We start from the raw sequence: 13,243 nt of genomic DNA on the forward strand, positions 1-13,243 counted from the left end.
AACACAGGACGCTCGACAGGAACCCATTTGCACTATGAAGTGCGGATCAATGGTCGGGCCGTTAACCCGATGAAATTTATCAAGGCTGCAAGAGATGTTTTCTAAAAGCAAAATCAACGAACCTGCCGCAAAACCAGCAGATACCGCCAAGCCGGTCCTGCCAGAAGCAGCCAAAAAGGCAGCTCCTGCAGCTGCGGCCCCTGCTCCTGCAGCGGCACCGCGTCCCAAGGTTGGCGCATCCGTTTTGTCCGCGGACCTTCACGTCAAAGGCAATCTGAAAACCACCGGTGACGTACAAATCGAAGGCACCATCGAGGGCGACATTCGCGCCCACCTGCTGACTGTCGGCGAAACCGCCACCGTCAAAGGCGAAGTGGTTGCGGACGACGTGGTCGTCAACGGCCGCATCGTCGGCCGCGTACGCGGTCTGAAAGTCCGCCTGACCTCGACCGCACGTGTCGAAGGCGACATCATCCATAAGACCATCGCTATCGAAAGCGGCGCGCATTTCGAGGGCTCTGTGCAACGTCAGGACGACCCACTGGGCGCCGCCGGCAAACGCGCAGCAGCGCCAAAAGCAGCGCCTGCTCCGACTGGCAAGTAAGCCCGTCAACAAATTGAAAAAGCACCGCTTTTGCGGTGCTTTTTTTGTGCCTGAAAGATAGATCGATGCGGGGATGCGGGATTAGCTATCCCCCAGCATCCACTCTCCTTCGGGCCAGAATGCGTGATAGGCGAAGGCGAACATGACGTCATGTGCCACGTCTTTGCCGTCTGCGTCCTTCACGCGGATCGTGCCCACATCGCGGCTGTCGGCTATGTCGCGGCCGTCAAGTGCCGAGGCCTGCCCCGAGGTCCAGCTGATTGTCACACCTGCTTCGGTGACCGATGTTTCGGTCTGCAGGCGCGTCATCGGCCATGCGCGGTCGCCAACACGGATCACACGGGCCAGCGGCGAAATGCCATGTGGTGGGTTTTCACCCTGATACAGGAACGGACGCGTCGAACTGTCATAATTCACATAGGGGTTGAGTCCATAAGGCCGCCCGAACCGGGGTTCCGCCATCACCAGACCATCTGGATTGCGCTCGGCAAACTGGCGCCAGCTTTCCATCCAAGTCGGCAAGGTGGTCAGTTCAACGCCGTTCATCTCGCCGACGATGCCTGTGCCAATGGCCTGCTGCCACCAGCTTTCAGTTTCGCGGTCATACATGACCATATCCGAATTGCGCAGCTTGCCTGATACGCCAAAACTCAGCACACGGTCGCCAACGCGGCGATCAAACGTGATGCCCGAGTTACAAAGCGGACAGAAAGTGACAGCAACCGGCAGGTCTCCGATCTGGTCGTTCACGATCTCATGCCAGGTCAGATAGCGGATGGGATAGGCCCGCGGCAGCTCGCCTTCGATCTCAACCGTAATCACCGGCTCACGCTCACCGATCTGCGCGCCTTCTTTGATCGGCACCATGACCGGATCATCAATCGCGGGGATGCCGTCTTTTGGCGGACCACCTGACAGGATTTCGGACCAATCTGAAATAGAGGTCTGTTCAAAATCGGTGTTGGGCCATTCAAATCCCCAACTGTTGGGATTGGCGAATGCAGAGCTGACGGCAAGGCTGAAACCTGCGGCCAGTAGTAAAGTTCTTGCAAACATAAGAGCACTCCTTGATGCGTCCTGTTCATCTGGGACCAAACTGTGGGTGCTGCATAGCCCCCTTAACGCGCTTGTGATGGCAGGTCAGTATATCGAAGTGCCGCAAAGCACCCGTCTGCACGCAAGAAAAAGGCCCGGGAAACCCCAGGCCTGTTTTGCATTTTATGTCGCTCAGATCAGTTCCGCGTGACCGTCACAGTCACCATCCGATCCGGCTCGCCATCGATCGCGCCCGTGCGGGGATGCCCGCGCTTGATCGCATCGACAACGTCCATGCCAGAAGTCACCTGACCAACGACAGTATACTGACCGTTCAGGAAATACCCCTGATCGAACATGATGAAGAACTGAGAGTTCGCTGAATCCGGGCTTTGGCTGCGGGCCATCCCGACTGTGCCACGCTCATAGGGCACTTCAGAAAATTCCTGCACCAGATCGCTATAGCTTGAGCCGCCGCGACCCGCCATCCGCTTGTCGCCGCCCACTTTGCCAAACTGGACGTCGCCGGTCTGCGCCATAAAGCCGTCGATCACGCGGTGAAAGATCACATCGTCATAGGATCCTTCCTGCGCCAGCGTCACAATCCGTTCGACGTGGTTGGGGGCAACGCCTTCCAGCAGGTCGATCACGATGGTGCCGTCGGCCTCACCCTCTACGGTGATTTCCAGACCATAGTCTGGCAACTGGCTGCTGACTTCGGTGATGTCCGTCAGCCCCGGCGTGCCTTCTTGCGCCAGAAACACGGCGCCGACACCCAGAACCGCCACCATCATGGCGACGCCGACGAGTTTGTTGCTCCCGCCCGTCATCAGCTTGCGTCCGCTGCCACTTTGACAGAGATCATGCGGTCCGGATCCATTGGCGGCTCGCCACGTACGATCGCGTCCACGTGCTCCATGCCTTCAATCACACGGCCATAGACGGTGTACTGACGGTTCAGGAAGTGGTTGTCGCTGAAATTGATAAAGAACTGAGAGTTCGCCGAGTCTGGCATCTGGCTGCGCGCAGCGCCCAGAGTTCCGCGATCATGCGGCACACCAGAGAATTCCGCTTTCAGGTTCGGCAGATCGGACCCGCCTGTGCCCGCCATGCGAATGTTGAAGTCTTTCTCCATGTTGCCGTTGGCCACGTCGCCGGTCTGCGCCATAAAGCCGTCGATCACGCGGTGAAAGCAGACGTTGTCATACTGACCAGACCGCGCCAGCTCTTTCATGCGGTCGCAGTGGCCAGGTGCCACGTCAGGCAACAGTTCGATGACGACTGTGCCGCCTTTGAGTTCCATCAAGATGGTGTTTTCGGGATCTTTGATCTCTGCCATTTGGCTGCTCCGTTTATATTCGTTAGGCTCAACCTAGTGTGCATGGAGCCGATTGCCAAGCTGCCATTGACCTGTCGCATTAATCCTTTATTCACAGGCCTAAATTGGGACATAGGAGACTTTGAAATGGCTTGGAAAACCCTTGATGATATGGATCTTGCGGGCAAGCGTGTGCTGGTACGTGTGGACATCAATGTTCCGATGGAGGACGGCAAAGTCACCGACACAACGCGGATCGACCGGATCGTGCCCACCATTCAGGATATCGTCAAAGCTGGCGGCTCTCCGATCATGCTGGCGCACTTCGGGCGCCCCAAAGGCCAGTATGTGCCAGAAATGTCCCTCAGCCCGCTGGTGCCGTATATGTCTGATGCCACAGGCCACGACGTCACCTTTATCGAACGTCCCAGCCGCGACATGATTGACGCGCTGCCCGCCACCCAGGTCGTCCTGATCGAAAACACCCGTTTCACCGCCATGGAAGAGGCCAATGACCCGCAAATGGCGGGCTTTCTGGCCAGCTTGGGCGACATCTATTGTAACGACGCGTTCTCGGCGGCGCACCGTGCCCATGCCTCGACCGAAGGGGTCGCGAAGCTGCTGCCAAACTGCGCAGGTCGCCTGATGCAGGCCGAGCTGAGTGCGCTTGAGGCCGCGTTGTCCACACCGAAACGTCCGGTAGTGGCGGTTGTCGGCGGTGCGAAAGTCTCGACCAAGCTGGAACTGCTGGGCAATCTGGTGGCCAAAGTCGATCATCTGGTGATCGGTGGCGGCATGGCCAACACCTTCCTCGCTGCTCAGGGTGTGAATGTCGGTAAATCCCTTTGCGAACATGACCTTGCAGACACCGCGCGCGACATTCTGGCGAAAGCCAAGGACGCAGGCTGCGATATCGTGTTGCCCTCAGACGTTGTTGTGGCGCGCGAATTCAAGGCGGGTGCAGACAATGAGACCGTTGCGGCCGACGCCTGCCCCGAAGACGCCATGATCCTCGACGCAGGTCCACAATCGGTGGCACGCATCGACGGCATTCTTGCGCAAGCTAAGACACTTATCTGGAACGGTCCTCTCGGTGCCTTTGAAATCGAGCCTTTCAATGCCGCCACCAACGCCGCGGCGCTGGCCGCTGCAAAACTGTCTAAAGCAGGCAGCTTGGTATCGGTTGCCGGCGGCGGTGACACAGTGGCTGCCCTGAACGGCGCGGGCGCTGCAGAGGACTTTACCTATATCTCCACCGCAGGCGGCGCGTTCCTTGAATGGATGGAAGGCAAGACCCTGCCGGGCGTCGCAGCTCTACAATCCTAACCATTTGGGTTAACCGGTTCTTTTCCGGACAAGGTTAGCGGTATCAGCATTGCGCGCCTTTTGGGGCTGGCTTAGAAGGTGCGCACCGACCCCATTTCATTGCCAAAGGATACTGATATGTCCAAATCCGCCCAAACCGACCTGATTTCCAAAGGCCAAGGTTTCATCGCAGCGTTGGACCAATCCGGAGGCTCTACACCTAAAGCATTACGCCTTTATGGTGTGTCTGAAGATGCCTATAACGGCGACGAAGAGATGTTCGGCCTGATCCACGAAATGCGGGCACGGATCGCGCAGTCTCCGGCGTTTAATGGCGACAAGGTCGTGGGCGCCATTCTGTTTGAGCGCACCATGGATGGCGCCATCGACGGGCTTCCTGCGGCGCAATACATCTGGGAAAAACGCGGTGTGGTGCCCTTCCTCAAGGTCGACAAAGGCCTTGAAGCGGAAGAAAACGGCGTTCAGGTGATGAAGCCGATGCCAGATCTGGACAGCCTTTTGGATCGTGCGAATGCCTGCAGTGTTTACGGCACGAAAATGCGCTCTGTGATCTCGGCTGCCAACACCGATGGCGTGAATGCAATTGTCACCCAACAGTTTGATGTTGCGAAACAAATCCTGGCCAAAGGCCTTATGCCGATCGTTGAACCCGAGGTGACCATCACCATCGACGACAAGGCCGAAGCCGAAGACATTCTGCGGGACGCAATCCTGACAGAGCTGGACACGTTGGCCGACGACCAACAGGTCATGTTGAAACTGTCCCTGCCCACAAACGCCAACCAATACAAAGCGCTGGTGGACCATCCCAAGGTTCTGAAAGTTGTGGCTCTGTCCGGCGGCTATTCCCGTGACGAAGCCAACGGGCTGCTCGCGCAAAACACCGGCATGATCGCGTCCTTCTCGCGTGCGCTGACCGAAGGTCTGAGCGCGCAGCAAAGCGAAGACGAATTCAACGCGATGATCGCAGGCAGCATCGACGGAATCTATCAGGCGTCCATCGCAGGATAACAATCTGACTCCAAAGTGAAAAAAACGAATCATCTGTGCATTTTTGGGATTCACAGAGCGAATCACTTGTGCCATACTGTCTGACATAGAGGGTCACTAAAGACCCCGTCTTTTGAGGCAGATTGGCAGTAACCATGGCAGTCACCAAATCCCGTCCGGCCGTTGGCCCTATCCTGTTTTTCGGGGTGGCGTTCAGCTTGGCAGTCTATTTCACCTTTGCCGCTGTGCAGGGGGAATACGGGCTGTTCAGCCGGACGGAGATCTTGGCCGAAACGCAACTGCTGGAAGTTCAACTGGCCAGCATGCAAGACGACGTTGACCGGATGGAAAATCTGACCCGCCGCCTGTCTGACGACTATCTGGACCTGGATCTTCTGGATCAGCAAGCACGCTCGGTACTGGGCCTGATCCGCGGCGACGAAATGGTCATCCGCTAAGGCGCCGTTCGCGCGCGCAATAGACCAACGCGCAATCCTCACGAAAATTTCTCTGGCCTCCCCGCGCATCCCGTGGTTTTAATAGCGCAAACGCAATTTAGTTTAACGCTAAACAAAGCAGGGAGGAGCGTGCCGCATGGCTGCGAAGAAAGCTGCGAAAAAGCCCAATGTAAGTGGCGACGAGCTGAAAGAATTCTACCGTGAAATGCTGTTGATCCGCCGGTTCGAGGAAAAGGCCGGGCAACTTTATGGCATGGGTCTGATTGGCGGCTTTTGCCACCTTTATATCGGTCAGGAAGCGGTAGTTGTCGGCCTGGAAGCCGCCACCGAAGAGGGCGACAAGCGCGTAACCTCTTATCGCGACCACGGCCATATGCTGGCCTGTGGCATGGATCCAAACGGCGTCATGGCCGAGCTGACGGGCCGCGAAGGCGGGTATTCCAAGGGCAAAGGCGGCTCTATGCACATGTTCTCCAAGGAAAAACACTTCTATGGCGGGCATGGCATCGTGGGCGCTCAGGTGCCGATTGGCGCAGGCCTGGCCTTTGCGGATAAATACAATGACAACAAACGCGTAACCTTCACCTATTTCGGTGACGGTGCGGCGAACCAGGGTCAGGTCTATGAGACGTTCAACATGGCCGCGCTCTGGGATCTGCCGGTGGTTTTCGTGATTGAGAACAACCAATACGCCATGGGCACATCGATGCAGCGCTCCACCTCTACTGCCGACATCTATACCCGCGGTGCTGCTTTTGGCATTCCGGGCGAAGTCGTTGACGGCATGGATGTTCTGGCCGTCAAAGAAGCAGGCGAAAAGGCCGTGGCGCACTGTCGTGCCGGAAAAGGCCCCTATATCCTCGAGGTGAAAACCTATCGCTATCGCGGCCACTCTATGTCGGACCCGGCGAAATACCGGACCCGCGAAGAAGTGCAGCGCGTGAAATCAGAACGCGACCCAATCGAGCGTGTGCGCGAGATGCTTCTGGATGGCAAACACGCCTCTGAAGAGGATCTGAAAGCCATCGACAAAGAAATCAAAGCCATCGTCAACGAGAGCGCCGAATTCTCAAAAACCAGCCCCCTGCCCGCCGAAAGCGAGCTGTGGACGGATATCGTGGCATAAGGAGCAGACACCATGGCAATCGAAATTCTCATGCCCGCCCTGTCGCCGACGATGGAAGAAGGCACGCTGGCAAAATGGCTGGTCAAAGAAGGCGACGAGGTCAGCTCTGGCGACATCATCGCAGAGATCGAAACAGACAAAGCCACAATGGAATTTGAGGCGGTCGACGAAGGCACAATCGGGTCCATCGTGGTTCCTGAAGGCACCGAAGGTGTCAAAGTGAACTCGGTGATCGCAACCTTGCTGGAAGACGGCGAAGAGGCCGGTGCGGCGCCCGCTGCTCCTGCTTCAACGCCCGCCCCGGCACCGGCCGCAAGCGCTGCGCCAGCGGCACCCGCGCCCGCAGCCCCCGTCGCGGCTGATCCGGTTCCAGTGGCGCATGCCACCCCTGACTGGCCCGAGGGCACCGAGGTCAAATCGACCACCGTCCGCGAAGCATTGCGTGACGCAATGGCCGAAGAAATGCAGCGCAGCGAAAACGTGTTCCTGATGGGCGAAGAGGTCGCGGAATATCAGGGCGCTTATAAGATCTCGCAAGGCCTGCTGGATGAATTCGGCGCGAAACGGGTGATCGATACCCCGATAACCGAACATGGTTTTGCCGGCATCGCCGTCGGTGCAGCCTTTGGCGGCTTGAACCCGATTGTCGAGTTCATGACGTTCAACTTCGCCATGCAAGCCATTGATCAGATTATCAACTCTGCGGCCAAGACCCTCTATATGTCCGGCGGCCAGATGGGCTGTCCTATCGTCTTCCGTGGTCCAAACGGGGCGGCGGCGCGTGTTGGGGCACAGCACTCACAGGACTACGCTGCATGGTATTCGCAAATTCCTGGTCTGAAAGTCGTGATGCCCTATTCCGCTTCTGACGCGAAGGGCCTGTTGAAGTCCGCAATCCGCGATCCGAACCCGGTGATCTTTTTGGAGAACGAGATCCTCTATGGGCGGTCATTTGACGTTCCCGTCATGGATGATTTCACCGTCGAGATCGGCAAAGCCAAAATCTGGCGCGAAGGCACCGACGTCACGATTGTCAGCTTTGGTATTGGCATGACCTATGCACTGGAAGCGGCCGACAGACTGGCAGAGGACGGCATCTCTGCCGAAGTCGTCGACCTGCGGTCCCTGCGCCCGATCGACTATGACACCGTGCTGGCGTCGGTTATGAAAACCAATCGCTGCGTGACTGTTGAAGAAGGCTGGCCGGTTGGCTCGATTGGCAACCACCTGTCGGCCACGATCATGGAAAAAGCGTTCGATTATCTGGATGCGCCCGTGATCAATTGCACCGGCAAAGACGTTCCGATGCCTTATGCCGCGAACCTTGAAAAGCTTGCGCTGGTGACGACCGACGAAGTCATCGCTGCCGTCAAGCAAGTCACGTACCGCTAAGGAGAACCTGAAATGGCAGTAGAAATTCTCATGCCCGCGCTGTCTCCGACGATGGAGGAAGGCACGCTGGCGAAATGGCTGGTCAAAGAAGGTGACGAGGTCAACTCTGGCGATGTGATTGCAGAGATCGAGACAGACAAAGCGACGATGGAGTTTGAGGCCGTCGACGAAGGCATCATGGGCCAGATCCTTGTCGCCGAAGGCAGCGAGTGCGTGAAGGTCAACACAGCAATCGCGATCCTGCTTGAGGATGGTGACGAGGCCGGCGCAACGCCTGCAGCGGCTGCAGCGCCCGCTCAGGCCGCCGCGCCGGAAGCTGAGGCCGCAGCGCCTGCCCCGGTCGCATCAACGCCAACACCCGCTCCCGCGGCCCCAAGTGCTACAAACGGTGATCGCATCTTCGCCTCACCTCTGGCACGGCGCATCGCGGCCGACAAAGGCATCGATCTCAGCGCACTGAAGGGCTCTGGCCCCAAAGGACGGATTGTCAAAGCGGACGTCCTCGGCGCGACAGCAACACCTGCGCCCGCACCCTCGGCAGCAGCCCCAAGTGCCGCGGCACCCGCTGCGGCGACGATGCCAAGCAGACCGTCTGCTGACATGGTCGCACGCGCCTATGAGGGCCGCAGCTATGAGGAAGTCTCGCTGGACGGCATGCGCAAAACCATTGCCGCCCGTCTGACCGAAGCCAAGCAGACCGTCCCGCATTTCTATCTGCGTCGGGATGTGAAACTGGATGCCCTGCTGAAATTCCGCAGTGAGTTGAACGCGCAGCTGCAACATCGCGGCGTCAAGATCTCGGTCAACGACTTCATTATCAAGGCCTGCGCGCTTGCCATGCAACAAGTCCCTGCCGCCAACGCGGTCTGGGCCGGAGACCGGGTATTGCAGATGAAGGCCTCGGATGTCGCCGTCGCGGTGGCCATCGAGGGCGGTCTGTTCACACCCGTCTTGCAGGATGCGGACACCAAGTCGCTGTCTGCCCTGTCGATCGAGATGAAAGATCTGGCGACGCGTGCGCGTGACCGCAAGCTTGCACCGCATGAATATCAGGGCGGCAGCTTTGCGATCTCGAACCTTGGCATGTTTGGCATCGAGAATTTCGACGCCATCGTGAACCCGCCGCACGCTGGGATCCTCGCGGTCGGCGCAGGTGTCAAAAAGCCTGTGGTGCAAGAGGATGGCACATTGGGTGTCGCAACCGTCATGAGCGTGACCATGTCGGTCGATCACCGTGTCATCGACGGCGCGCTTGGCGCAGAGCTGTTGAACGCCATTGTCGAAAATCTGGAAAACCCGATTGCGATGCTGGCCTAAAACGCCCCACAAAAACGCGCCTAAAAACGCAAAACGCCGCCCCAATCGGGCGGCGTTTTTGTTTGGATTAGCAACAGCTTACAGCTGGGTTTGATCCATGCTGACCGCCGGTTGCGAACACCCCGCCTCGCCAACAATCTTGGCCGGAACACCCGCAACAGTCTTGCACCGCGGCACCTCGGACAGAACCACCGACCCCGCGGCAATCCGCGAGCATTCACCCACTGTGATATTGCCCAGCACCTTCGCGCCCGCACCGATCAGAACACCGTCACCAATCTTGGGATGGCGGTCCTCTTCTTCTTTGCCGGTGCCGCCCAAGGTCACCGAATGCAGCATCGACACATTGTCACCAACAACCGCCGTTTCACCGATGACGATAGAATGTGCGTGGTCAATCATAATGCCCTGACCGATTTTGGCCGCTGGGTGAATATCAATCCCAAAGACCTCAGAACTGCGCATCTGAAAGAAATACGCCATGTCGCGACGCCCTTCGGTCCACAGCCAATGGGCAACGCGATAGCATTGCACGGCCTGAAACCCCTTAAAGAACAACATGGGCTGGATATACCGATGGCACGCAGGGTCACGCTCATAGACCGCTGTGATGTCGGCACGTGCAGCCACAGAAATGCGTGGATCGCTTGCAAAGGCCTCTTCACAGATTTCGCGCAACAGCTGTTCTGACATCTCGCCCGACGCCAGCTTCAACGAAATCCGATATGCCAAAGCCTGTTCAACAGACTTGTGGTGCAGGATTGAACTGTGCACCAAACCGCCCAACAGCGGCTCTTCGCGAACGGCGGCGTGACCTTCTTCCTGAATGCGTTCCCAAACAGGATCCAGCGATGTCACGACCTTCTGAGTTTCTGCCATCTCGATGCTCCTTTGGCCTCTATCTTACATGACTTAGGAAAAAAGAGGCAAATTCAATAGTGTTGTGGACAGGATCACACACAAGAATGCAAGTGCAGAGGGTGATTTTAGGGAAATCATTCTTCAAAATCACGCCAAACGGGACCGGTTGGATGGCCTTGCTGTTGTGAAACCTGCCCTGCGCGCCGTGCCGTCTCTCCTCTGGCTGCCTGAATTTGTCGCCATTGTAAAAGCTGATCGAGCACTGCGTGCAAGGCGCTCAGAAACGCCCGGTTGCCAAGGTCCTGATGGCGTTTGCCGCGATAGGTCAGCAAAGCAAAGGCCATCAGGCTGCCATCTCCCCATCGCGGATGCACCCGCCCCAGCCGCTTGCGAAACTTGTCAGCGCAATGGGTACGTAGAAAAGCCTGTTGGCACGCGATGCACTGACGGTCTGCGGGCATTCCGCTCAGCCCTCGCGCCAAGGCCATCACATCCCCGATCATCACCGCGCGCAAGGTCACAGGCCAACGGCAGTCGTCGCCGTGCGCCCTGCCCCGAACCGCGCCGAGAGTTGCGCAACCTCAATCGTGACCAACCCGGCGGCGGCATCCAACGTCTGATCCGCGCTCAAATACGTCCAATGGGGCGTGTCTACAAACTCCTGCCGCAAAAGCTGTCCGCCCAGACTGACGCGGACTTGATAGCGCTCCAGCTCTTCGCCAAGGGGCACATCCGGCAAGTCCCAGAGGTCTCCGTCAAGGCGCGTCTGCCGGATCCACGAAACTTCCAGCCCACCAGCGGATGGATGTGCACGCAGGTGAACCGGCGCATAGGGCAGCAACCCGTTGCCATCAAACGCATGGACCTGATGCACATAACTTGGATCGCTGACTGGCAATCGCGTCGGCCCAATCCTGTAATGTCGCGCGACGCCACGTTGCGCGGCCTCAAGCTCCAGCTGGCTTGGGATACCGTCAAACAAAACAAACCAACTCCCAGCAGGCCAGCTTTTGACGCCCGTGCCCCGCTGTCCGCGCAACCGGTCCCTGATGTCATAGGTCGCAACGCCAACCAGATCGGCCCGCTGAAACTGAATGACCTCCCACCCATTGGGCGTGCCATCTCCGATCAAAGCCACATTGCCACCGGACAACAAACGGGTGTCCGTGATCGACGACACATCGCCCGAAATCATCCGAACCCGCACCGCAGCCCCTCTGTCAATCACACCCAAAGGCCCGTCGCCCAAGGCGCTTTCCAGAACCCCAAACTGCGCCCGCGTGGTCTGTGTGATGTTCAACCGATAGCCTTCGTCGCTGTCTGCGGCATATACCCCGACCGAACCGGGCCAAGGCTCGGCCAAGGCCACGAAATACGGCGCCGACACCGCATCATCGTCACGCATCAAAGGCAGATCCATGAACAACGGCCGCACGGGGGCCGGCGCCGCCACAAGCGGCATCGAAGGATCAGTCGGCTCAAGGGGTGGGCGTTCATAAAGGCTCGCGTCAACTGCAACCGCCTCAAAACTCAGCACATCCCCCAAAGACACACGATCAATGCGGTAGCGTCGCAGACCTGCGTCGCTTTCAAGGCCAACGACATCCCCTGCTCCAAGAGACAGGCGCGACAGAGGCAAAGAAAACCGCACCGTATCCTGCGCCAGACGGGACTCGGCCAGCCAACGCTCCGCCGTGGCCTTGCCTTCGCCGCGCAGCAACGAAAGCGCCACTTCGGACCCCGAAACTCCATTTGAGGACTCATCGGCCAAAACCGCTTCTTCGCTGACAATCCGGTAGTCGGCCCCTGACTCAACAAAGCTGATCCGCACGCGCCCTGCAAGTTCGGCAGAGGCACTGCGCTCTGCGTCCAACCCATACGGCAAGTTGTCATTTACGGCTGTCTCAGACGGCAAAACCGTCGCGGCGGGTTCTGTGCCACGCATGCGAAAGATCAACCGTCCGTGCCGCTCAATCGCATCAAACCCATAGTGCAACATCAACGGCTGCAACACCGCGCGGGGGTCGGTAACTTCGGCCACGGTATAGCCACGCACCACCCCCGTCAGATCATCCACATCCGCGTCAACGCCCGCGGCGTCACAGACCTCTCGCACCACAGAGGCCAGACTGCGGTGTGTCACCCGCCCCGACACCCAATGCCCGCGCGCATAGTTCTCGCTATCGCTCCACAGCCCCGTTGCGTTTGGAAACCAGGGCCAAGGGCGCGTATCCCAAGCCCAGACAAAGGCGCGTGACATATCCACCATTTCGGTGCCATAGACCTCGGACAGCGGGTTCTGCGTTTGCCAATACGTATAAAGCGCGCTCAGATATTGATGCTGGATAAAGTCATCCCGGCGCCCGTCTGAGAACTTTGGCAGGCTGCTTTCCGACGACTTGGGATCCACAAATTTGTTGGGCTGATTGGTCGCCTTGTCCACCGCCGCACAGCCGATCTCACAAAATCGGATCGGTTTGCTTTGGGGCACCCAAGGCGTGGCCGTCGCTTGTCTGACACCCCCGATCCGATTGTGGTGCGCTTGCGACCACCAATTGCGCATGTCCTTATATCGCCAAACCCATGGCTCGCCGTAGGCGCCATCGGTAATCGGCGTCCTGATCTGAGCCGCCTCGGCTTCGGACGAGTGGTAAAACCAGTCATAGCCCTCGCCCCCCTCAACATTCGACATCAGATAGTCCAGATCATAGATCGAGCCCCAGCCCGCATCTGCATGATCCGCCCCATCGCGCCAATCGGACAGCGGCATGTAATTGTCGATCCCCACGAAATCGATATTCGCATCCGCCCAAAGC

Annotated in this window: 14 protein-coding genes; 8 read left to right on the plus strand and 6 right to left on the minus strand. The window is 58.3% G+C overall.

All coding sequences use genetic code 11. The features are described from left to right. A partial coding sequence (locus ACEQWH_RS05860) for a M23 family metallopeptidase (RefSeq protein WP_370228852.1) occupies positions 1-105 on the plus strand: 105 nt, incomplete at its 5' end. Further along, positions 95-604, plus strand: a complete 510-nt coding sequence (locus tag ACEQWH_RS05865) for a polymer-forming cytoskeletal protein (RefSeq protein WP_370228832.1) — start codon at positions 95-97, stop codon at positions 602-604. The genes ACEQWH_RS05860 and ACEQWH_RS05865, both read left to right, overlap by 11 nt. A gap of 81 nt (positions 605-685) precedes the next feature. On the opposite strand, the gene ACEQWH_RS05870 is transcribed toward ACEQWH_RS05865, so the two are convergent. The 3 genes from ACEQWH_RS05870 to ACEQWH_RS05880 all read right to left on the minus strand — a co-directional run bounded on the left by ACEQWH_RS05870 (position 686) and on the right by ACEQWH_RS05880 (position 2,978). Then, positions 686-1,660: a DUF3179 domain-containing protein gene (locus ACEQWH_RS05870; protein WP_370228834.1), complete on the minus strand. Its 975-nt coding sequence runs from the start codon at positions 1,658-1,660 to the stop codon at positions 686-688. Positions 1,661-1,836: 176 nt separating this feature from the next. After that, the gene (locus tag ACEQWH_RS05875) at positions 1,837-2,469 is read right to left on the minus strand and encodes a peptidylprolyl isomerase (protein WP_370228836.1); all 633 of its coding nucleotides are present in this window, start codon (positions 2,467-2,469) and stop codon (positions 1,837-1,839) included. Continuing rightward, a complete protein-coding gene (locus ACEQWH_RS05880; protein WP_370228838.1) occupies positions 2,469-2,978 on the minus strand; it encodes a peptidylprolyl isomerase in 510 nt (169 codons plus the stop codon). The genes ACEQWH_RS05875 and ACEQWH_RS05880 overlap by 1 nt, the downstream gene beginning before the upstream one ends. 126 nt (positions 2,979-3,104) lie before the next feature. Between ACEQWH_RS05880 and pgk the strand changes: the two genes are divergently transcribed. The 6 genes from pgk to ACEQWH_RS05910 all read left to right on the plus strand — a co-directional run bounded on the left by pgk (position 3,105) and on the right by ACEQWH_RS05910 (position 9,566). Further along, positions 3,105-4,283, plus strand: a complete 1,179-nt coding sequence (gene pgk / locus ACEQWH_RS05885; protein WP_370228840.1) for a phosphoglycerate kinase — start codon at positions 3,105-3,107, stop codon at positions 4,281-4,283. Positions 4,284-4,400: 117 nt separating this feature from the next. Then, entirely contained in the window at positions 4,401-5,294 is an 894-nt protein-coding gene (locus ACEQWH_RS05890; protein ID WP_370228842.1) for a fructose bisphosphate aldolase, read from the plus strand. Positions 5,295-5,428: 134 nt separating this feature from the next. Next, complete coding sequence (locus ACEQWH_RS05895) at positions 5,429-5,731, plus strand: septum formation initiator family protein (RefSeq protein WP_370228843.1); 303 nt, start codon at positions 5,429-5,431, stop codon at positions 5,729-5,731. Positions 5,732-5,867: 136 nt separating this feature from the next. Continuing rightward, positions 5,868-6,857, plus strand: coding sequence for a pyruvate dehydrogenase (acetyl-transferring) E1 component subunit alpha (gene pdhA / locus ACEQWH_RS05900; RefSeq protein ID WP_370228844.1), 990 nt, complete (start codon positions 5,868-5,870; stop codon positions 6,855-6,857). Between the two features lie 12 nt (positions 6,858-6,869). Then, positions 6,870-8,249, plus strand: a complete 1,380-nt coding sequence (locus ACEQWH_RS05905; protein ID WP_370228846.1) for a pyruvate dehydrogenase complex E1 component subunit beta — start codon at positions 6,870-6,872, stop codon at positions 8,247-8,249. A 12-nt stretch (positions 8,250-8,261) separates the two neighbouring features. Further along, positions 8,262-9,566 carry a pyruvate dehydrogenase complex dihydrolipoamide acetyltransferase gene (locus ACEQWH_RS05910; RefSeq protein ID WP_370228848.1) on the plus strand — a complete coding sequence of 435 codons (1,305 nt, stop codon included), beginning with the start codon at positions 8,262-8,264 and terminating at the stop codon, positions 9,564-9,566. A 78-nt stretch (positions 9,567-9,644) separates the two neighbouring features. On the opposite strand, the gene cysE is transcribed toward ACEQWH_RS05910, so the two are convergent. The 3 genes from cysE to ACEQWH_RS05925 form a co-directional block, all read right to left on the minus strand. Beyond that, positions 9,645-10,445: a serine O-acetyltransferase gene (gene cysE, locus ACEQWH_RS05915; RefSeq protein WP_370228849.1), complete on the minus strand. Its 801-nt coding sequence runs from the start codon at positions 10,443-10,445 to the stop codon at positions 9,645-9,647. Positions 10,446-10,561: 116 nt separating this feature from the next. Continuing rightward, the gene (locus ACEQWH_RS05920) at positions 10,562-10,948 is read right to left on the minus strand and encodes a hypothetical protein (RefSeq protein WP_370228850.1); all 387 of its coding nucleotides are present in this window, start codon (positions 10,946-10,948) and stop codon (positions 10,562-10,564) included. Then, the coding region (locus tag ACEQWH_RS05925; RefSeq protein WP_370228851.1) for a glycoside hydrolase TIM-barrel-like domain-containing protein at positions 10,945-13,243 on the minus strand (2,299 nt) is incomplete at its 5' end. The genes ACEQWH_RS05925 and ACEQWH_RS05920, both read right to left, overlap by 4 nt.

The organism is Cognatishimia sp., assembly GCF_964229375.1.
Classification (GTDB): Bacteria; Pseudomonadota; Alphaproteobacteria; order Rhodobacterales; family Rhodobacteraceae; genus Cognatishimia.

Bases quoted from the DNA above. Each gene is read 5' to 3' on its own strand.
- ACEQWH_RS05865 (WP_370228832.1), top strand. From the start codon at position 95: ATGTTTTCTAAAAGCAAAATCAACGAACCTGCCGCAAAACCAGCAGAT.
- ACEQWH_RS05870 (WP_370228834.1), bottom strand. From the start codon at position 1,660: ATGTTTGCAAGAACTTTACTACTGGCCGCAGGTTTCAGCCTTGCCGTC.
- ACEQWH_RS05875 (WP_370228836.1), bottom strand. From the start codon at position 2,469: ATGACGGGCGGGAGCAACAAACTCGTCGGCGTCGCCATGATGGTGGCG.
- ACEQWH_RS05880 (WP_370228838.1), bottom strand. From the start codon at position 2,978: ATGGCAGAGATCAAAGATCCCGAAAACACCATCTTGATGGAACTCAAA.
- pgk (WP_370228840.1), top strand. From the start codon at position 3,105: ATGGCTTGGAAAACCCTTGATGATATGGATCTTGCGGGCAAGCGTGTG.
- ACEQWH_RS05890 (WP_370228842.1), top strand. From the start codon at position 4,401: ATGTCCAAATCCGCCCAAACCGACCTGATTTCCAAAGGCCAAGGTTTC.
- ACEQWH_RS05895 (WP_370228843.1), top strand. From the start codon at position 5,429: ATGGCAGTCACCAAATCCCGTCCGGCCGTTGGCCCTATCCTGTTTTTC.
- pdhA (WP_370228844.1), top strand. From the start codon at position 5,868: ATGGCTGCGAAGAAAGCTGCGAAAAAGCCCAATGTAAGTGGCGACGAG.
- ACEQWH_RS05905 (WP_370228846.1), top strand. From the start codon at position 6,870: ATGGCAATCGAAATTCTCATGCCCGCCCTGTCGCCGACGATGGAAGAA.
- ACEQWH_RS05910 (WP_370228848.1), top strand. From the start codon at position 8,262: ATGGCAGTAGAAATTCTCATGCCCGCGCTGTCTCCGACGATGGAGGAA.
- cysE (WP_370228849.1), bottom strand. From the start codon at position 10,445: ATGGCAGAAACTCAGAAGGTCGTGACATCGCTGGATCCTGTTTGGGAA.